At 40.4% G+C, this 20,304-nt stretch carries 19 protein-coding genes; all 19 read left to right on the top strand.

The genetic code is table 11. The annotated features are described in order from the left end of the window. The first annotated feature begins 38 nt into the window (after positions 1–38). The 19 genes from flhA (at position 39) to BK575_RS20335 (ending at position 20,224) form a co-directional block, all read left to right on the top strand. Entirely contained in the window at positions 39–2,078 is a 2,040-nt protein-coding gene (flhA, locus tag BK575_RS20425) for a flagellar biosynthesis protein FlhA (RefSeq protein WP_078413248.1), read from the top strand. Continuing rightward, entirely contained in the window at positions 2,075–3,199 is a 1,125-nt protein-coding gene (gene flhF, locus BK575_RS20420) for a flagellar biosynthesis protein FlhF (protein WP_078413246.1), read from the top strand. Before flhA ends, flhF begins: the two co-directional genes overlap by 4 nt. A gap of 1 nt (position 3,200) precedes the next feature. After that, on the top strand, positions 3,201–4,073 hold the full coding sequence (locus tag BK575_RS20415) for a MinD/ParA family protein (RefSeq protein WP_235867427.1): 873 nt from the start codon (positions 3,201–3,203) through the stop codon (positions 4,071–4,073). Between the two features lie 12 nt (positions 4,074–4,085). Further along, complete coding sequence (locus BK575_RS20410) at positions 4,086–5,186, top strand: protein-glutamate methylesterase/protein-glutamine glutaminase (RefSeq protein ID WP_078414893.1); 1,101 nt, start codon at positions 4,086–4,088, stop codon at positions 5,184–5,186. Between the two features lie 16 nt (positions 5,187–5,202). Beyond that, positions 5,203–7,263, top strand: a complete 2,061-nt coding sequence (locus tag BK575_RS20405) for a chemotaxis protein CheA (protein WP_078413244.1) — start codon at positions 5,203–5,205, stop codon at positions 7,261–7,263. Between the two features lie 23 nt (positions 7,264–7,286). Further along, positions 7,287–7,721, top strand: coding sequence for a chemotaxis protein CheW (locus tag BK575_RS20400; RefSeq protein ID WP_078413242.1), 435 nt, complete (start codon positions 7,287–7,289; stop codon positions 7,719–7,721). 21 nt (positions 7,722–7,742) lie between these two features. Then, positions 7,743–8,381, top strand: coding sequence for a chemotaxis protein CheC (locus tag BK575_RS20395; RefSeq protein ID WP_078413240.1), 639 nt, complete (start codon positions 7,743–7,745; stop codon positions 8,379–8,381). Next, the gene (locus BK575_RS20390) at positions 8,374–8,868 is read left to right on the top strand and encodes a chemotaxis protein CheD (RefSeq protein WP_078413238.1); all 495 of its coding nucleotides are present in this window, start codon (positions 8,374–8,376) and stop codon (positions 8,866–8,868) included. Before BK575_RS20395 ends, BK575_RS20390 begins: the two co-directional genes overlap by 8 nt. A 75-nt stretch (positions 8,869–8,943) precedes the next feature. Then, complete coding sequence (locus tag BK575_RS20385) at positions 8,944–9,708, top strand: FliA/WhiG family RNA polymerase sigma factor (RefSeq protein WP_078413236.1); 765 nt, start codon at positions 8,944–8,946, stop codon at positions 9,706–9,708. Between the two features lie 20 nt (positions 9,709–9,728). Further along, positions 9,729–10,268 (top strand): hypothetical protein, encoded by a 540-nt coding sequence (locus BK575_RS20380; RefSeq protein ID WP_078413234.1) that lies wholly within the window; start codon positions 9,729–9,731, stop codon positions 10,266–10,268. 155 nt (positions 10,269–10,423) lie between these two features. Continuing rightward, the gene (gene rpsB, locus BK575_RS20375; protein ID WP_028394528.1) at positions 10,424–11,146 is read left to right on the top strand and encodes a 30S ribosomal protein S2; all 723 of its coding nucleotides are present in this window, start codon (positions 10,424–10,426) and stop codon (positions 11,144–11,146) included. A gap of 98 nt (positions 11,147–11,244) precedes the next feature. After that, complete coding sequence (tsf, locus tag BK575_RS20370; protein WP_078413232.1) at positions 11,245–12,126, top strand: translation elongation factor Ts; 882 nt, start codon at positions 11,245–11,247, stop codon at positions 12,124–12,126. Positions 12,127–12,317: 191 nt separating this feature from the next. Beyond that, on the top strand, positions 12,318–13,040 hold the full coding sequence (pyrH, locus tag BK575_RS20365; protein ID WP_078413230.1) for a UMP kinase: 723 nt from the start codon (positions 12,318–12,320) through the stop codon (positions 13,038–13,040). A gap of 2 nt (positions 13,041–13,042) precedes the next feature. Beyond that, positions 13,043–13,600: a ribosome recycling factor gene (gene frr, locus BK575_RS20360; RefSeq protein WP_078413228.1), complete on the top strand. Its 558-nt coding sequence runs from the start codon at positions 13,043–13,045 to the stop codon at positions 13,598–13,600. A gap of 338 nt (positions 13,601–13,938) precedes the next feature. After that, a complete protein-coding gene (locus tag BK575_RS20355; RefSeq protein ID WP_078413226.1) occupies positions 13,939–14,721 on the top strand; it encodes an isoprenyl transferase in 783 nt (260 codons plus the stop codon). Positions 14,722–15,054: 333 nt separating this feature from the next. Beyond that, positions 15,055–15,843: a phosphatidate cytidylyltransferase gene (locus tag BK575_RS20350; protein WP_078413224.1), complete on the top strand. Its 789-nt coding sequence runs from the start codon at positions 15,055–15,057 to the stop codon at positions 15,841–15,843. Between the two features lie 32 nt (positions 15,844–15,875). Further along, entirely contained in the window at positions 15,876–17,030 is a 1,155-nt protein-coding gene (gene dxr / locus BK575_RS20345) for a 1-deoxy-D-xylulose-5-phosphate reductoisomerase (RefSeq protein ID WP_078413222.1), read from the top strand. Positions 17,031–17,036: 6 nt separating this feature from the next. After that, entirely contained in the window at positions 17,037–18,293 is a 1,257-nt protein-coding gene (gene rseP / locus BK575_RS20340; RefSeq protein ID WP_078413220.1) for an RIP metalloprotease RseP, read from the top strand. 233 nt (positions 18,294–18,526) lie between these two features. Further along, positions 18,527–20,224 carry a proline--tRNA ligase gene (locus tag BK575_RS20335; protein ID WP_078413218.1) on the top strand — a complete coding sequence of 566 codons (1,698 nt, stop codon included), beginning with the start codon at positions 18,527–18,529 and terminating at the stop codon, positions 20,222–20,224. The last annotated feature ends 80 nt before the right edge of the window (positions 20,225–20,304 follow it).

The following is a 20,304-nucleotide window of genomic DNA, read 5'->3' as shown; positions in this document are numbered from 1 at the left end:
TACAGCCAATTTTTTTGACAGTAAGGAGAGAACAGTAAATGTCAGCAAGAGATTTTCCTGTTATTTTAGGTGTTGTCCTTATTATTGTTATGCTTGTTATTCCGCTGCCGACATGGCTGCTTAGTTTTTTAATCATGATTAATATCTCTCTTGCTCTTTTAGTATTATTGGTATCTATGAATATGAAAGAACCGCTGGAGCTTTCAGTTTTTCCTTCATTATTGTTAATTTTGACATTATTCCGTTTAGGGTTAAACGTCTCCACAACCCGTTCTATTTTAGGTACTGGTGAAGGCGGAGGGGTCGTCGAGACATTCGGGAATTTTGTTATTGGAGGAAAGCCGCTTGTCGGATTTGTCGTCTTTTTAATTTTAATTATCATTCAATTTATCGTTATTACGAAAGGGGCGGAACGTGTATCAGAAGTAGCGGCACGTTTTACGCTTGATGCAATGCCGGGGAAACAAATGAGCATTGACGCCGATTTGAATGCCGGTATGATTTCCGAACAGCAGGCTATTGAGCGAAGAGAGAAAATTCAGCGTGAGGCCGATTTTTATGGAGCTATGGACGGGGCCAGCAAGTTTGTTAAAGGAGACGCAATTGCAGGGATTATCATTACCATTATCAATATTATCTTTGGAATTATCATCGGAATGGCACAAATGGGCATGTCCATAGGTGAAGCTTCCCAAACATTCATGTTGTTAACAATTGGAGATGGATTAGTGAGTCAAATTCCTGCGCTTATGATATCGACGGCGACCGGGATTATCGTGACGAGGGCTGCCTCAAACGGAAACTTGAGTCAGGATATTACGGGACAATTATTTTCCTTTCCGACGATGTTATATGTGACGGGGGGAACAATTGCTGCCCTGGGTCTAATCACTCCTATTAACGATATTATTACGTTGCCGATTGCCGCTTTACTGGCGGGGGGAGGTTATTTTATTTCTCGTGCACGAATGGCGCCAATCCAGTCGCATGGACCACTTGAAGAAGAAGAATTACAGGCTGATGAGATGAAAAGTCCTGAAAGCGTCGTTAACTTATTAAGTGTGGACCCGATTGAATTCGAATTTGGATATGGTCTTATCCCATTGGCCGATACGAATCAAGGAGGGGATCTTTTAGATCGCATCGTCATGATTCGCCGTCAACTCGCTTTAGAACTCGGAATTGTTATCCCGGTTGTTCGCATACGGGACAATATTCAACTGCAACCAAACGAATATCGGTTGAAAATTAAAGGAAATGAAATGGCTCGAGGCGAGCTGCTTCTCGATCATTATTTGGCGATTAGCCCGGGAATTGAAGATGATTCATTAGACGGAATTGATACGATTGAACCTGCATTTGGTATGCCAGCGAAATGGATCAGTGAATCGGTTAAAGAGCAAGCTGAAATGTTTGGATATACGGTCGTTGATCCGCCTTCTGTTGTATCCACTCATATTACAGAAATCATTAAACTAAATGCCCATGAGCTTCTCGGGCGTCAAGAAACAAAACAGTTAATCGATCACTTAAAAGAATCGTACCCTATTTTGGTGGAAGAAGTGACGCCAAACCCGCTTTCAATCGGGGAGGTTCAGAAGGTATTGGCAAATTTATTAAAAGAAAAAGTATCAATCCGGAATTTACCGGTCATTTTTGAGACGCTTGCCGATTTTGGCAAGATGACGTCAGATACGGATTTGTTAACTGAATACGTTCGTCAAGGGCTTGCCCGTCAGATCACAAATCAATATACGATTGAGGGAGAACCATTAAAAGTAATGACATTGTCAGGGCGAATCGAAAAAGCATTGGCTGAAGGAGTCCAACAGGCAGAACACGGGAACTATCTATCATTAGATCCGCAAACATCTCAGTCTATTATTGAAAACATCGCTCAGCAGGCGGAGCAAATGTCGATGCTTGAACAAGCGCCCATTTTATTATGTTCTCCTGCTGTCCGGATATATGTAAAACAACTGATCGAACGCTATATGCCGCAAGTGCCGGTGTTATCTTATAACGAGTTGGAATCAAATGTTGAAGTACAAAGTGTAGGAGTGGTGAACATCGAATGAAGGTAAAAAAATATATGGCGTCTTCAATGCCTGAAGCCATGAATAAAATCCGAAAAGAGCTGGGCCATGATGCCGTTATTTTAAATTCGAGGGTGGTGCACACAGGGGGAGTATTCGGCTTTTTTCGCAAAAAGAGTATTGAAGTCATTGCTGCCATTGACTCACAGCCTGTCAGCCAAAAGAAAAAGTATCCAACAGAAGGAAAACAGGTTCTACCACCTTTTCCCGCTTCTTCGCCTAACCAAAGTGAGAATATTGTTCAGGAGATTAATGGCTTGAAAAGGATGCTCCAACAGCTGACCATTATGAACCATTCGGTGAATACACAGCTTCCTTCAGCGGTGGAGAGGATTGTCCAAAGATTGAAAGAGCAAGAAGTGAGTGGATCACTCATCGATCAGTTAGTTCCCTCTTTATTGGAGTTCTACTATTTAAATAAAGGGCAAGCAACAGAAAAGAAACTCGTGCACTGGACGAAAGCATGGCTGCTTGAGAAGCTGTCCGTGGTTAAGCCGCTTCAAGGAATTGATTTTGAGAAGAAATACATCAATGTAGTAGGGCCTACGGGAGTAGGAAAAACAACAACACTAGCGAAAATGGCAGCTCAATGTGTTCTCAAACATCAAAAAAAAGTCGCCTTTATCACAACTGATACGTATCGAATTTCTGCTATCGACCAGCTCAAAACGTATGCTAATATTCTAAATGTTCCGATTGAAGTGTGTTACAACAAGGAAGATGTGGAAAAAGCAAAAAATACCTTTGCTCATTTCGATATAATTCTCATTGATACGGCTGGAAGAAATTATCGTCAGCGCCAGTATGTAGATGATTTGATAGAGATGTTTTCCTTTAATGAAGAAATGCAAACCCATCTTGTTCTGTCATTAACAGGTAAAATAAAAGATATGGAGGATGTTTGTGATCAGTTTTCAAGTGTTCCTCTTGATTCTTTTATTTTTACAAAAATGGATGAAACATCCACATATGGTTCCATGCTGAACATGATATTGAAGTATGGGAAAAGTGTTAGTTATATAACAAACGGGCAAAATGTACCGGATGATTTGAAAAAAGCGTCACCAGAACATATCGTGAATTTGATGTTTGGAGAAATGTAAGATGACAATAAAAGATCAGGCTGAATCATTACGCATGCAGCTTCAACATATACAGCAATCGAAAGGGGCAAAGGCCATTTCCGTTTTAAGCGGAAAAGGAGGAGTCGGAAAATCGAATTTTTCGTTAAATTTTTCCTTACAATTATCTCAAAAGGGCTATAGCGTGTTGCTATGTGATATGGATATAGGAATGGGGAATATTGATATTTTAATGGGACTTTCGACACCTTATACACTTGTCGATATGTTTGAAAAACAGCTCTCCATTCATGAAATCGTTCAAAAAGGACCCGGAAATTTATCTTATATTGCGGGAGGTACAGGCATCACATCCATTTTTGAGCTGTCTTCACACAGAGTGGAACGGTTAATTTCTGAATTCAGCACTCTTTTGCAAACATATGATTATGTTATTTTTGATATGGGCGCAGGCATGACAGAAGGGATGATTCAATTTTTACGAGCGGTAAATGAAATTGTCATTGTCACAACACCCGAACCAACTTCTATTACGGATGCATATGCGACGATTAAATTTCTAAGCATAAATGACGTTTTAACAACATATTTGCTCGTCGTTAATAAGACAGATACTCATGCAGATGGTATGTCTGTTTATAATCGCCTAAATCGTGTTATGCAGCAATTTTTAAATAAGAAAGTTTATTTGCTCGGGTTAATACCGGATGATAAAGCAGTGGGCCGTGCGGTTATCAGACAAGTTCCTTTTACGTTATTCGATCCGAAAAGCACTGCAAGCCAAGCACTTGCGGCAATTGCTGATCGATATATATCGAATACATTCAACAGGCTGCCTGAAACAAAACCTTTAAGCTTCATTACAAAATTACGAAAACATTTCCTGGAAAGGTAGGATTCTGTTTTGGTGAAAAAGATAAAAATCCTCGTAGTGGACGATTCGGCGTTTATGCGCAAAGTAATTACGGATTTTTTTAAAGAAGATCCTCGTTTGCAAGTTGTTGGTACAGCGAGAAATGGTCAGGATGCGCTGCTTAAAATAGAAGAAGTTCAGCCGGATGTTATGACGTTAGATGTAGAGATGCCGATCTTGAATGGCCTTGAAACATTGAAACAAATCATGGAAACAAATCCTCTTCCGGTTGTCATGCTGTCCAGTACCACGTACGAGGGGGCATACAATACAGTATTGGCCATGCAATATGGTGCCATTGATTTTATCGCTAAGCCGTCAGGAGCCATCTCTCTTGATTTACATAAAATAAAAGAGCAGTTGATTGAAAAAGTAGTATTGGCTAGTAAAGCGAATTTACGTGCATTTAAAAAGAACGAGTATGATACTTTTGTTCTGAATACTAGTCTAACGTCTATAAAAAACAGTAGAATAGAACTAGAGGCGCCTTGGAAAATAGCTGGAGCAGTTGAAAAACAGGTTAAACGGGTTATATGTATTGGCACATCAACAGGAGGACCAAAGGCTCTTCAAGAGGTATTGTCTCACTTGCCGAGAGGGCTGAATGCCCCTGTCCTAGTGGTTCAGCATATGCCTCCAGGTTTTACAAAATCTTTGGCTAATCGTCTCAATACCTTATCGGATTTAACCGTAAAAGAGGCGGAAGATGGAGAGATTTTACAAAAAGATACCGTATATGTAGCACCGGGCGGCTATCATTTGACTGTAAGGAAAATGGGAACCGCATTAACGGCCCATCTTGATGAAACAGAATCAAGGAAAGGGCACCGTCCATCCGTTGATGTATTATTTGAATCTATCAGCCAATTGAAAGAGTACAAAAAAATTGCCGTTATCTTAACAGGGATGGGAACGGACGGTACAGAAGGCCTCAAAGCTTTAAAATTGGCGGGAAACACGTATGCAATCGCAGAGTCGGAAGAAACATCCATTGTATTTGGAATGCCCAAATCAGCGATTGGGACAAATCTAGTCGATAACATTCAGCCGCTTACATTTATTTCGGGTACAATTTCTCAATATTTACAGACATAATAGGGGGCAAGGCAAAATGGAAATGGCACAATATCTAGAAGTGTTCATTGAAGAAAGTAAAGAGCATCTCCAAAATATTAATGACCAGTTATTAGAGCTCGAGAAGAATCCAGAAGATTTAAATATCGTCAATGAAATCTTTCGTTCTGCCCATACATTAAAAGGAATGTCGGCGACGATGGGTTATGAAGATTTAGCCAATCTAACTCATCAGATGGAAAATGTGCTCGACGGAATTCGAAACAAACGAATTTCTGTAACGACGAAGGCACTTGATATTGTGTTCCAATCGGTAGATGACTTAGAAGCGATGGTGGAGTCCATTGCAAGCGGAGGTGACGGAAAGCGGGATGTAAAGGAAGTCGTCGCTCAACTGAAAATGATTGAGAGCGGTCACGAACCATCTATTTCAGTACCTGCCGTATCCGACGCGAATAGCGATAACAATCAAGAAGAGAAGCTGGAGGGGCAAACGATTGAATACGATGAATTTGAAGCCACCGTCTTAGCACAATCGAAAGAAAAAGGGTTTTCTCCGTATGAAGTAACAGTGACATTGAATGATAATTGTTTATTGAAGGCTGCTCGTGTTTATATGGTATTCGAAGTGATCGAACAAATTGGCGAAGTGATTAAATCCGTTCCAGATACACAACACCTTGAAGAAGAACAGTTCGATTCAGCTTTTACAGTGGTTGTTGTTACCCAAACGGATCGCGAAGAAGTCAAGCAGCGAATTTTAAAAGTTTCCGAGATTGCAAGTGTTGAAATCGAAGATGTGAAGTTGAACGTTTCACAAGCGAAAGAAGCAAACGAACCAGAAAAAGCGGAAGTCATTACTGCCAAGACCACTATATCGGAAGGGGATTCTGGCAAAAAAGAGGCTTCAAAATCTGATCAAGGGGGAAGTTCGAAACAGCATCATGCTCAAAAGACAATTCGCGTTAATATTGAGCGCCTGGATATTTTAATGAATTTGTTTGAAGAGCTCGTCATTGATAGAGGACGTTTAGAGCAAATTTCGAAAGAATTAAATAATAGCGAGCTTGATGAGACGGTTGAAAGAATGTCTCGCATATCAGGAGATTTGCAAAATATCATTTTAAATATGCGAATGGTTCCTGTCGAAACGGTCTTTAATCGTTTTCCTCGTATGGTTCGCCAGCTTGCCAGAGATTTAGGAAAACAAATTAATCTTGAAATCGTCGGGGCGGAAACGGAATTAGACCGAACGGTTATTGATGAAATCGGAGATCCACTTGTTCATTTATTGCGCAATGCAATCGATCATGGAATTGAAACACCTGACGTTCGCCGCAGTCAGGGGAAGAATGAAGAAGGAACCATTCGCCTCAAGGCATATCACAGCGGAAACCATGTCTTTATTGATCTTGAAGATGACGGTGCAGGAATCAGCCGTGAAAAAGTATTGAAGAAAGCGATCCAAAATGGAGTCATCTCCGAGCAGGCTGCAGCCTCTCTTACGAATAAGCAAGTATATGAATTAATTTTTTCATCCGGATTTTCAACAGCTGATAAAATATCAGATGTATCTGGACGCGGTGTAGGATTGGATGTCGTAAAAAATACGATTGAATCTCTTGGAGGATCAGTGTCTATTGATTCCATAGAAGGCAGCGGTTCGATTTTTTCTATTCAGCTTCCGTTAACCCTTTCGATTATTTCAGTCTTGCTGATCGAAGTGGGAGCTGAAAAATATGCGATTCCGCTTTCATCCATAATTGAAACGGCTATTGTGAAAAAAGAAGATATTTTACATGCCCATAATCAAAAGGTAATTGATTTCCGAGGAAAGATTGTACCCTTGGTGCGTTTGAAGGAGATCTTTGATGTTCCAGGTGTTTGTGACGAAGAAGAAGTTTATCATTCGGTTGTCATTGTCCGTAAGGGTGAAAAGATGGCGGGTCTTGTCGTTGATTCGTTCATTGGTCAGCAGGAAGTGGTATTGAAAGCGCTGGGGAACTATTTAAATAGTGTGTTTGCCATTTCAGGAGCAACGATTTTAGGAGATGGACAAGTAGCCCTCATTATTGATTGTAACGCTTTAATTAAATAGAAAAGCGAAAGGAAGAAAAAAGTATGGAGATAAAAGTAATCGTTTTTCAATTGAACGATGAAGAGTATTGTATTCCTGTCAATGAAGTCCGCTCTATTGAAAAGCTTCAGCATATTACACGGGTACCAAGGACCGCTCCTTATGTAAAGGGAGTCATCAACTTAAGGGGTGTTGTTACACCCATCATCGATTTGCGTATCCGTTTTCAATTAGGGCAGATGTCCTATAATGAAAATACCCGTATTATCATTGTTGCCATCGGAGACATGGAAGTAGGGTTAGTGGTGGATGCAGCAAATGACGTGATTGACATAGATTCTACCACGGTCGAACCCCCTCCCGAAGTGGTTGGAGGGATTGAGTCTGACTATCTGAAAGGTGTCATTAAAATTGACCGACGCTTGCTTATTTTGTTGAATTTGCCGCGAGTATTAGAGATGACCGAAGACAAAGAATAATAGATGATAGAAGGGATTAGAATGACGTTATTCCATCCTTTAAATTCAACCCATCTTGATGTGTTGAAAGAAGTAGGGAACATAGGGGCAGGGCATTCGGCTACCGCTCTTTCCCAGCTATTGAATCGGCGAATCGACATGAAAGTACCGGATGTCCAAATTATCAGCTTTAATGATATGATGGATATCGTTGGAGGAATCGAAAACATTGTAGTCAGTATTTTTTTACGGATAACCGGAGATGTGCCAGGCAGCATGTTTGTTTTTCTTCCACTGGAAGAAGCAGGAATGTTCGTTCAACAAATATTAAAAGACGACAGCATCTCTTTTTTAACCCCTCCTTTTTCCGATTTGTCTTTATCGGCATTAGGAGAAATAGGAAATATTTTAGCGGGTTCTTATTTATCGTCTCTTTCTGATTTCACAAAGCTGCAGATGATGCCTTCTGTTCCAAGTCTTTGTATTGATATGGCGGGTGCTGTCATTGGAAATGGCTTAGTGGAAGTCTCCCATTCAAGCGATTCGGCCATTATCATTGATACAGTCATGTATGATGACGACGGTCAGACTCCGGCATTCAAAGGGCATTTTTTGCTCATTCCGGATCCAGACTCGCTCTTTCCCCTATTTTATGCGCTGGGAGTGGCTGATTATGTATAGCGCTCAAGTCGTGAAAGTAGGAATTGCAGAGCTCGATATTGTAAAAGTCCCAAATCTTATTCGGACATCGGGGCTCGGTTCTTGCGTTGGAGCGGTCATATATGATTTGCAAAACGGTCTGGCTGGACTTGTGCATGTCATGCTTCCTGATTCAACTTTAGCCAAAACGGGTATGATAAATGAGGCAAAATACGCAGATACTGCAATCGTTGTTCTTATCGAGCAACTGCTGAAAAAAGGGGCCCAAAGGCGTCATTTAAAGGCTAAAATCGCGGGTGGGGCCCAAATGTTTCAGTTTGCATCATCTAATGATTTAATGAGAATAGGACCGCGAAATGTAGAAGCCGTCAAACATGAACTGAAAAAAAATGGTATTCCTCTCATAGCAGAAGATGTTGGCGGTAATAACGGGCGAACAATCGAGTTTAACCCTGAAACCGGTGTTCTCCAAATACGTACAGTCAACCGTGGAATAATGGAACTATAGTGTGATAAAGAATCGTTTGTTATAATTAAGTAAAGTCCAAGAGACCATTCGTCAGCATGAGGAAGGAGAGAGTTTATGTCACGTATGTCAACGGCTGATGAACAACAATATTGGCAAAACTGGATACACTCGCGTGATTCTCATGCAGGCAATGTGTTAGTACAAACCTATATGCCTCTTGTTCATTATCATGTCCAGCGAATTTCAGTCGGTTTGCCAAAGAATGTAAACCGGGATGATTTAATCAGCCTGGGTTTAGTGGGCTTATATGATGCGTTGGAAAAATTTGATTATGAACGGGAATTAAAATTTGATACATATGCTTCCTTTCGAATACGCGGTGCAATTTTAGATGGATTGCGAAAAGAAGATTGGCTGTCAAGAAGTGCAAGGGAAAAAGCGAAAAAAATTGAAGCTGCTTCTGAAAGGCTGGAGCAAAAGCATCTTCGAACTGTGACGCCGAAAGAAATTGCAGCGGAATTAGGGCTGTCGGAGGAAGAAGTCATTCAAACGATGAATGAAGGCTTCTTTGCAAACGTATTGTCTGTAGAGGAACAGCCCAAAGATTTGGAAGAACAGGAAAATCAATCATTTGCTTTAAAAGATGAAAAGACGCTGACACCTGAAGAAGATGTATTGAGAGAAGAACTTTACCTGGAGCTTCTGAATGGAATTGAGCAGCTGAATGAAAAGGAACAGCTTGTCGTTTCCTTATTTTATAAAGAAGAATTAACGTTCACAGAGATTGGGCAAGTCCTTAGTCTGTCTACTTCCCGCATCTCACAAATTCATTCTAAAGCACTGTTCAAGATGAGAAATATTTTAGGGAAAATTATGTAAGAAAGAATGAGTGTAAGAGCATGGTCGCATGGATACTGATCGTCAGTTTTTTGTTACACGGCTTAGCGTTGTTGTTTATCGTCCTTTTATACATGCGTTTTGTACGTTTAAAGGAAATAGAACAGACCCAATCAGTTATGATGAAGGAAATGGAAGAAGTGATCTCCGCTCATTTAATGGAGATGAAAGAACAAAATGATGAATTTATTCGAAAATTTGAACAGATGAAACAGGATAAGGGGAATGCAAGAAAGAAACAATCTCCTCCCCCGGATATACCGGTATTTGATAAGTTGAGTATCCCGTCAGAGCAAGATTTCCTTGAAATGATGGAGACGGAAACAGCGGATAATGGAAATATCCCAAAGCCGGCCCTCAAGCAAGAAGAGCAAGAAGTTCTGTCCAAATGGGACGGTAGGAAAGACATGACTCCGGAACAAATAAAAAAAATGGCCATTTCTTTGCAAAAAAAAGGTTTAACAATTGAAGAAATCGCTAAACATTTACATAGAGGGAAAACAGAAATTGAATTATTACTCATTTTCAATAAGAATCTGTAATTTTCGCTTGCTTGTGAAATGGGAGTATGCTATATTTGTTCATGGTGTTAATACACACGTTCATGGATTCAGACAACGGTGCTGCCATTACTGGCAGTCTTGCCTGAAAATGATATGAGCGGAGGATACTCAAAACCATTTTAGGAGGAAAAATCATGTCAGTAATTTCAATGAAACAATTGCTTGAAGCAGGTGTTCACTTCGGTCACCAAACACGCCGTTGGAACCCAAAAATGAAAAAATATATTTTCACAGAACGTAACGGTATCTACATCATCGACCTTCAAAAAACTGTGAAAAAAGTAGAAGAAGCATACAGCTTTGTAAAAGAGCTTGCTGCTAACGGCGGTACAATGCTTTTTGTTGGTACAAAAAAACAAGCTCAAGATTCTGTAAAAGAAGAAGCTGAGCGTTCAGGTATGTACTTCGTAAACCAACGCTGGTTAGGTGGTACATTAACAAACTTCGAAACAATTCAAAAGCGTATCAAACGTCTGAAAGACATTGAAAAAATGCAAGAAGACGGAACTTTTGAAGTGTTACCAAAGAAAGAAGTTATTCAACTTAAAAAAGAATTAGAGCGTCTTGAGAAGTTCTTAGGCGGTATTAAAGATATGAAACAACTTCCAGATGCATTATTCATCATCGACCCTCGCAAAGAGCGTATTGCAGTGGCTGAAGCGAAAAAATTACACATTCCTATCGTAGGTATCGTTGATACAAACTGTGATCCGGATGAAATCGACTACGTTATCCCTGCAAACGATGATGCAATCCGCGCTGTTAAACTTTTAACTGGTAAAATTGCTGATGCGATTCTAGAAGCAAAACAAGGTGAAGAAACAGCTGCAGTCGAAACTGAAACAACTACTGCTTAATGAGTGAAAGGTGATAAGAGGGGATAGCCTTTTATCACCTTTTTTTAAGAATGGTTCACCACTTTTTATATACATATTCCACTAAGGAGGAAGAAAAAATGGCAATTACTGCACAAATGGTAAAAGAATTACGTGAAAAAACAGGCGCTGGGATGATGGATTGCAAAAAAGCGTTAACTGAAACTGGCGGAGATATGGAAAAAGCAATTGATTTTCTTCGTGAAAAAGGAATTGCAAAAGCAGCTAAAAAGGCTGATCGCATTGCTGCCGAAGGTTTAGCTGTTATCGAGGTTTCTGGTAACGACGCTGTTATCTTAGAAGTAAACTCTGAAACAGATTTCGTTGCGAAAAACGAAGGTTTCATTCAATTAACAAAAGAATTAGGTGCACATCTTTTAGCTCATAAACCAGCTACAGTTGAAGAAGCGTTACAACAAAAAATGGACAACGGTGCTACTGTTGAAGAACATATCAACAACGCTATCGCTAAAATCGGGGAGAAATTATCTCTTCGCCGCTTTGAAGTTGTTTCAAAAACAGATGCTGATGCATTTGGCGCTTACTTACACATGGGCGGACGTATCGCGGTGTTAACTGTTTTAGAAGGTACAACTGATGAAGCTGCTGCTAAAGATGTGTCTATGCATATCGCAGCAATCAACCCTAAATATGTTTCTCGTGACCAAGTTTCTGCTGAAGAAACAGAGCGCGAACGTGAAGTATTAACTCAACAAGCTCTTAACGAAGGCAAACCTGAAAACATCGTTGCGAAAATGGTTGAAGGCCGCTTAAGCAAGTTCTTCGAAGACGTTTGCTTATTAGACCAATCTTTTGTTAAAAATCCAGATCAAAAAGTTCGTCAATTCGTTGAATCTAAAGGTGCAACTGTTAAAACTTTCATTCGTTACGGAGTAGGCGAAGGTATCGAGAAACGCCAAGACAACTTTGCTGAAGAAGTAATGAGCCAAGTTAAAAAATAAGACTAAAAGTATTTGTTTAAAGAGCATAAAAAGAGTCGGGTAAGTCAACCAGGAGATACGACGGCTATTTTTAGCGGACTTTTTAGACATTTTCTAAAATAGTTTAATAAAACAGGGAACACAATGTATGACCATGTGTTCCCTGTTTTTGAAAAAATGCGTTTTGCATTCATGACGATGGAGGTTTATTCATGAGTAATGCTAAATATCAACGAATTGTTTTAAAGCTAAGCGGAGAAGCGTTGGCAGGAACACAAGGATTTGGAATCAATCCGGAAGTTATTAAATCGATCGCAAAACAAGTGAAAGAAATTCAGGAGCTTGGTGTTGAAGTAGCGGTTGTTGTAGGCGGCGGCAATATTTGGCGTGGTAAAATCGGCAGTGAAATGGGTATGGATCGTGCCACGGCAGATTATATGGGAATGTTGGCGACTGTCATGAATTCATTAGCCCTTCAAGACAGCTTGGAGAATTTCGGGGTTGAATCCCGGGTACAAACATCGATTGAGATGCGCCAAGTAGCAGAACCGTACATAAGACGTAAAGCAATCCGTCATTTGGAGAAAAAACGCGTAGTGATTTTTGCAGCTGGAACAGGAAATCCATATTTCTCAACTGATACAACAGCAGCACTTCGTGCAGCTGAAATCGAAGCAGATGTTATTTTGATGGCTAAAAATAACGTTGACGGTGTTTATAACGCTGATCCGGCTAAAGTACCGGATGCAGTAAAATATGATACTTTATCCTATATTGACGTATTGAAAGAAGGATTGGCCGTTATGGATTCTACCGCTTCTTCATTATGTATGGATAACAACATTCCTTTAATTGTCTTCTCTATTATGGAAGAAGGAAACATCAAACGTGCTGTTTTAGGCGAAAATATCGGAACGATTGTAAGGGGGAAATAATGATGGCAAAGCAAGTATTACAAAGCACAAAGGAAAAAATGGATAAAGCGATCCAAGCATATACTCGCGAATTGGCATCAGTACGTGCAGGGCGTGCAAGTGCATCTTTGCTTGACAAGATAACAGTTGATTATTATGGTGCTCCAACTCCAATTAACCAATTAGCATCTGTTAGTGTGCCGGAAGCACGCTTACTGGTGATTCAACCTTATGATAAATCTCAAGTAAGCGAAGTAGAGAAAGCCATTTTAAAATCTGATTTAGGCTTAAATCCAACAAATGATGGTACAGTGATTCGTATTGCCATTCCGGCTTTGACAGAAGAGCGTCGTCGCGAGCTTGTTAAATTAGTGAAGAAATACTCTGAAGATGCAAAAGTCGCAGTTCGTAACGTTCGCCGTGATGCAAATGATGATCTTAAAAAGCTAGAGAAAAACGGTGAAATTACAGAAGATGATCTTAAAGGTTACAGTGAAGATGTGCAAAAGCTGACAGATGAGCATATTGCGAAAATCGACAGCATTACAAAAGATAAAGAAAAAGAAATCATGGAAGTTTGATTGTTTTCACTGTAAAATATGATGTAAAAGACCCTCTATTGTTTACAGGGGGTTTTTTTGTTAATAATGTAAAGAAGAGAAAAAAGACTAAGAAAGCGGCGGCTTGCGAGAATGTCTTCGTCAGTATGTTCCGTACTTCGGGGAACCCTTTTCTGTAAGATAAGAATTATATGTTTTTTCGGCGAGTCTGGTGTCATAATACAGATGTCGTCGGCTCTCGGGTCTAGCCAATCGCTTCTGAAGGCAAAAAGCTTATCAGCCAGCGCTCGTCTTATGCCAGTCGGCGGGCACTTGCGCTTTTCTTGATTTACGATAGTTGCATAACGGGGGACCTTTAGATGCTAAAAAAATTTCAACGTTGGAAAAAAGAGCAACAAACAGGTGAGAGACCTTTAAGCGACAGAAAGAATGAGTTGCTTAAGTATGAAGTTCCGCAGCATATTGCTATTATTATGGATGGCAATGGACGCTGGGCCCAAAAGCGGTCTTTGCCTCGAATGATAGGGCATCACGAAGGAATGAAAGTGGTTCGCACCATTACGAAGGCGGCCAACAATTTAGGGGTAAAAGTATTAACTTTATATGCGTTTTCCACTGAAAACTGGAAGAGACCTAAAATTGAAGTTGAATTTTTGATGAAACTGCCCGAAGAGTTTCTAGGAACGTTTTTACCTGAGCTAATTGAAGAAAATGTTCAAGTGCGGGTCATGGGACACTTGGAAGATTTACCTCCCCATACACTTCGTGCAGTAGAGAAGGCGATGAATGAAACAAAGCATAATACCGGATTAATCTTGAATTTTGCTTTGAATTACGGAAGTCGTGCCGAGATGGTGGAGGGGATCAAACGTTTGGCAGCTGATTATCAACAAAATCAACTAGAGATCGAGGATATTAATGAGGAATTAATTTCTTCTTATCTAATGAGCAAAGAGCTGCCGGATCCCGACCTTTTAATTCGCACAAGCGGTGAATTAAGGTTGAGCAATTTCATGCTTTGGCAGCTGGCCTATACGGAGTTTTGGTTTACTGATACTTTATGGCCGGATTTTACCGAAGAAGATTTTGTAGAAGCTATAGAAGATTTCCAGCACAGAGGTCGTCGCTTCGGCGGTGTATAAGGAGACTGTTTATTCAAAGCACAGGCCCGGCAATTGATGTTGTGAAGCAGTCCTTCAATGATGGTAATTATTAGAGATGCATAATGAAAAAGACGCTGCATTAAAAGCCTCATTTCTAAATGTATGGTTAGTTGACCTTAACGGGTGGTTGCTCCTCCAGTGCAATGCCGGGGTTGCCACCCGTTGAAGTCAAAGAAAGGAACACTTGAATCAGTAAGCCAATCGGTGCATTGATGACTAGTGGGAGCCAATCGGTTTCTAATGAGCGGTAATCCGTACTGATAAATAGCGGCAGCCGGATTTAGAGCGGAATAAAAGGATGTTGAGCAGAAGATGAAACAACGAATTATTACAGCTGTCATAGCGGCAGCCGTATTTTTACCAATTGTTTTTTACGGTGGTTTACCTTTTACTTTGCTTGTGTATCTCCTTGGTACAGTGGGAGTGCTCGAGCTGTTAAGAATGAAGAAAATTGAATTGTTTTCAGTTCCCAGCTTTTTAAGTATTCTTCTCTTATGGGTATTTTTGATTCCCAGAAGAGCAGATTCTGTTTTGACTATCTTCAGTAACTATAAAGTAGAAATAGCTTTGTTTGCTGTTCTTCTGTTGCTGACATATACAGTACTGATCAAAAATAAGTTTACGTTTGATGATGCAGCCTTTGTCATGTTAGCTACCATTTACGTGGGAATGGGTTTTTACTATTTCATTGAAATACGTGAAAACGGCTTAGCGTATGTGTTTTTTGCTTTGTTTATTATATGGGCAACAGATTCAGGGGCTTATTTTATTGGACGTGCCATGGGGAAAAATAAGCTTTGGCCGGAAATTAGCCCTAATAAAACAGTAGAAGGCTCTGTTGGCGGTGTAGTATGTGCCATTGTAGTGGCTGCTATTTTTCAAGTCATTGCCCCTGTGGAAGATTCCATTGTAAAGCTGCTCATAATAGCAGTTGTCTTATCCGTGTTTGGACAAGTCGGAGATTTAGTCGAATCGGCTTTTAAACGCCATTACGGTGTCAAAGATTCGGGGAACATTCTTCCGGGACATGGGGGGATTTTGGATCGTTTTGACAGCTTATTATTTGTATGGCCGATTTTACATTTCTTAACGATGTTGTAATGCTCGTTGAATGGTAATGGGAGTGAAAGAGATTGAAACATATCGCATTATTGGGTGCAACAGGTTCGATTGGCCAGCAAACACTGGACGTCATCCGTCTGCATCCTGAACGATTTCGGCTTGTATCGATGTCGGTCGGTCGAAACATCGAGGAAGCTAAAAAGATTATTCGGGAGTTCTCCCCTAAAATGGTATCGGTTTTAAAAAAAGAGGATCGGGATGCATTAAAGTTAGAGTTTGGCCATATTAGTTTTGTATATGGTGAAGAAGGACTTATCGAAACGGCTGTCCATCCTGATGCTGAAGTAGTGGTAACTGCAGTTGTTGGAAGTGTAGGATTGATTCCAACTCTTGAAGCGATTCGGCTTGGGAAAACAATTGCTTTGGCAAATAAAGAAACACTCGTTACTGCCGGGCATATTGTCATGGAAGAAGCCGCTAAATACGGTGTTTCCATTTTGCCAGTCGATAGCGAGCACTCAGCTATTTATCAATGTTTGCAAGGAGAAAAAGAGCAAACGATCGAACGCCTTATTTTGACTGCTTCAGGAGGAAGTTTTCGAGATAAACGAAGAGAAGAATTGGAAGGGGTAACCGTTTCTCAGGCATTGAACCATCCGAACTGGTCAATGGGGGCTAAAATTACAATTGATTCGGCTACAATGATGAATAAAGGGTTGGAAGTGATTGAAGCACACTGGCTATTTGATATGCCTTATGAGAAAATTGAGGTGGTATTACATAAGGAAAGTATCATTCATTCGATGGTAGAGTTTCAAGATACGAGCGTTATCGCCCAGCTCGGTACTCCTGATATGAGAGTACCCATTCAATATGCACTTACATATCCAGACCGTATTATGCTTCCACATACCAAACGCTTAAACTTGTGGGAAATAGGGACATTGCATTTTACCAAAATGGATTTTACTCGTTTTCGCTGCTTAGCATTTGCTTTTGAAGCGGGAAAACAAGGGGGAACAATGCCGACCGTTTTAAATGCTGCCAATGAAGAGGCGGTGGCTGCATTTCTAGATGGGAAATTGACTTTCTTACAAATAGAAGATGTATTACAGCAGGCAATGGAAACACATACAACTATTCAAAATCCTTGCTTAGATACGATTAAAGAGGTAGATTCAAAGACAAGAGATTTTGTGAAGTCTCTAATCTCAAAAAGGGGGTAACGCCCGTTGAACACAGTGATTGCTTTTATCGTCATCTTTGGTGCTCTCGTATTTTTCCATGAACTGGGGCATTTAGTCTTCGCTAAACGAGCCGGTATTTTGTGTCGGGAGTTTGCAATTGGATTTGGACCTAAAATTTTCTCGTTCCGCAAAAACGAAACGGTATACACCATTCGGCTTTTACCGCTTGGCGGGTTTGTACGAATGGCGGGCGAAGACCCGGAGATGATAGATGTAAAGCCGGGACAGATGGTAGGGCTCTTGTTTAATGATGAAGGACAAGTAAATAAAGTTATCATTAATCGAAAAGAACAGTACCCGCAAGCAAAAATAATTGAAGTCGAACATGCAGATTTAGAGCATCGAATGTCTATTTCAGGTTATGAAGATGAGGATGAGCGCTTGCAGCGTTTTGAGGTAAGTGGAGAATCTTTCTTCATTATGGATGGCGAAGAATCGCAAATCGCTCCTTATGAGCGTCAATTTGCTTCTAAAACATTGGGTCAGCGTACAATGGCCATTTTTGCAGGGCCTCTTATGAATTTTGTTCTCGCATTTTTCATCTTTTTGGCAATTGGTTTAATGCAAGGTTATACGGTAGATAAACCAGTCATCGGCGAGCTGACAAAAGATGGAGCAGCCATCGAGGCAGGTTTGAAGCAAGGTGATATCGTACAGGCAATTGACGGAGAATCCATCCGTTCATGGAAAGCTGTCGTCGAAACGATTCAAATGCATCCAAATGAAGAATTAACGTTTACCATCATGCGAAATAATGAAACATTTGATATTCCTGTGACTCCTGAAGAAAGAAAAGTGGGAGATCAAACGATCGGGCTGATTGGTGTTTATCCTCCGATGGAAAAGTCGTTTTTCGGGTCGGTGAAAAACGGTGCGCTTGAAACATACATGTGGTCGAAAGAAATTATTGTAGGCTTAGGAAAGTTAATTACCGGACAATTTTCCATCGATATGCTTTCAGGTCCTGTAGGTATTTATGTTTCAACCGAACAGGTAGCCCAATCGGGAATTTACTATTTAATGAAATGGGCAGCCGTCTTAAGCATTAATTTGGGAATCGTGAACCTATTGCCGATTCCGGCACTTGATGGCGGACGTTTAATGTTTTTTGCAGTTGAAGCAGTTCGCGGCAAACCGATTGATCGTCAAAAAGAAGGTATGGTTCACTTCATCGGTTTCGCTTTATTAATGCTCTTGATGCTTGTTGTCACATGGAATGATATCCAACGTTTCTTTTTATAAAGGAAACTTCCATCAGTGAGGGCCTTACTCCCGGTTAAGGCGGGTAAAAAGTTCGTTCAAATGAATCATTGTTTGTATATAAATTGAAAAGGGATATTGGGACTGATTCTTAGACGAGTTTCCCCAATAAAAAGGCTTGCTTTTTTGAGCCTATCATTCAAAATGAAAATAAATCTGTTAACTGATAAAACAGTGTGATAGAGAGACTTTTGGAGAGTTGAAGAGGTGCACATATGAGACAAAGTTCTAATCTAATTCCAACATTGCGTGAAGTACCAGCAGATGCTGAAATTAAAAGCCACCAGTTGTTGCTTCGTGCCGGTTTTATGCGTCAAAATGCGAGCGGCATTTACAGCTTCCTGCCGCTTGGCTATCGAGTTCTTCGTAAAGTGGAACAAATCGTGCGGGAAGAAATGGAGCGCGCGGGATCTGTGGAGTTATTAATGCCTGCCTTACAGCAAGCAGAATTATGGCAAGAGTCAGGACGTTGGTATTCATACGGTCCTGAATTAATGAGAATGAAGGATCGCCACAATCGTGATTTTGCATTAGGCCCGACACATGAGGAAGTCATTACGAGCTTAGTACGTGATGAAGTCAAATCATATAAGCGTCTTCCGTTAAATTTATATCAAATTCAAACAAAATTCCGTGATGAGAAACGTCCTCGTTTTGGATTATTGCGTGGACGTGAATTTATCATGAAGGATGCTTATTCATTTCATGCTTCAAAAGAAAGCTTAGATGACACATACAACAAAATGTATGAAGCGTACAGCCGCATTTTTGAACGCTGCGGGTTAAATTTCCGTGCCGTTATTGCTGATTCAGGAGCAATAGGCGGTAAGGATACACACGAATTTATGGTGCTTTCAGACGTAGGAGAAGATACGATTGCATATTCCGATACATCTTCATATGCAGCAAACATTGAAATGGCAACTGTTACAGCGGTATATGAGAAAGGGAATGAAACTGCTGAAGCATTGGAGAAAGTAGAAACACCGACACAAAAATCAATTGAAGAAGTATCTGCTTTCTTGAATGTAGAAGCGTCAAAATGCATTAAATCGCTTTTATTTAAAGTCGATGATCGATTTGTTCTTGTCCTTGTTCGTGGTGATCATGAAGTGAACGATATTAAAGTGAAAAACTATTTTGAAGCATCCGTTGTTGAACTGGCAAGCGCAGAAGAAACAAAAGAAATAATGGGCTGCGAAGTGGGCTTCTTGGGTCCTGTCTCTGTTTCAGAGAAAGTAGAGATTATTGCCGATAACGCGGTGCAGGCGATGACCAATGCGGTTTCAGGAGCTAACGAAGCTGGATATCATTTTAAAAATGTAAATCCTGAGCGCGACTTCAAAGCTGCTTACACCGACATTCGATTTATTCAAGAAGGGGACCCTTCTCCAGATGGACAAGGTGTAATCAAGTTTGCCAAAGGTATTGAAGTCGGTCACGTATTCAAACTTGGTATAAGATATAGTGAAGCGATGAATGCGACATATTTAGATGAAAACGGCCGTACACAGCCGATGATTATGGGTTGTTACGGGATTGGTGTTTCTCGTACGGTTGCAGCTGTTGCGGAGCAATTTAACGATGAAAATGGTCTTGTGTGGCCGGTTTCTGTAGCTCCTTATCAAGTTCATTTAATTCCGGTTAATATGAAAAATGAAGAACAAAAAGAGCTTGGAGAAAAGCTTTATAATGAATTGCTGGCTAAAGGCTATGAAGTGCTGATGGATGATCGTGCAGAGCGTCCGGGCGTTAAATTTGCTGATTCTGATTTGATTGGTATCCCGGTTCGTGTTACCATTGGAAAACGTGCCGCTGAAGGAATTATCGAATTGAAAGTACGAAGCACAGGAGAATCAATGGAAGTATCTGTTGATGAATTGCTAAATACATTAGCTGCTTTATTAAAATAAAACACAAATTCAAGGTACCCTGTTTTCCTAGGGTACCTTGAATTTGTGTTACAATCAAAGAGGAATTTTTGAAAGGGGGA

This window comes from Priestia abyssalis (assembly GCF_002019595.1).
Classification (GTDB): domain Bacteria; phylum Bacillota; class Bacilli; order Bacillales; family Bacillaceae_H; genus Bacillus_BA; species Bacillus_BA abyssalis.
This window is presented reverse-complemented; position numbering and strand designations above follow the sequence as displayed.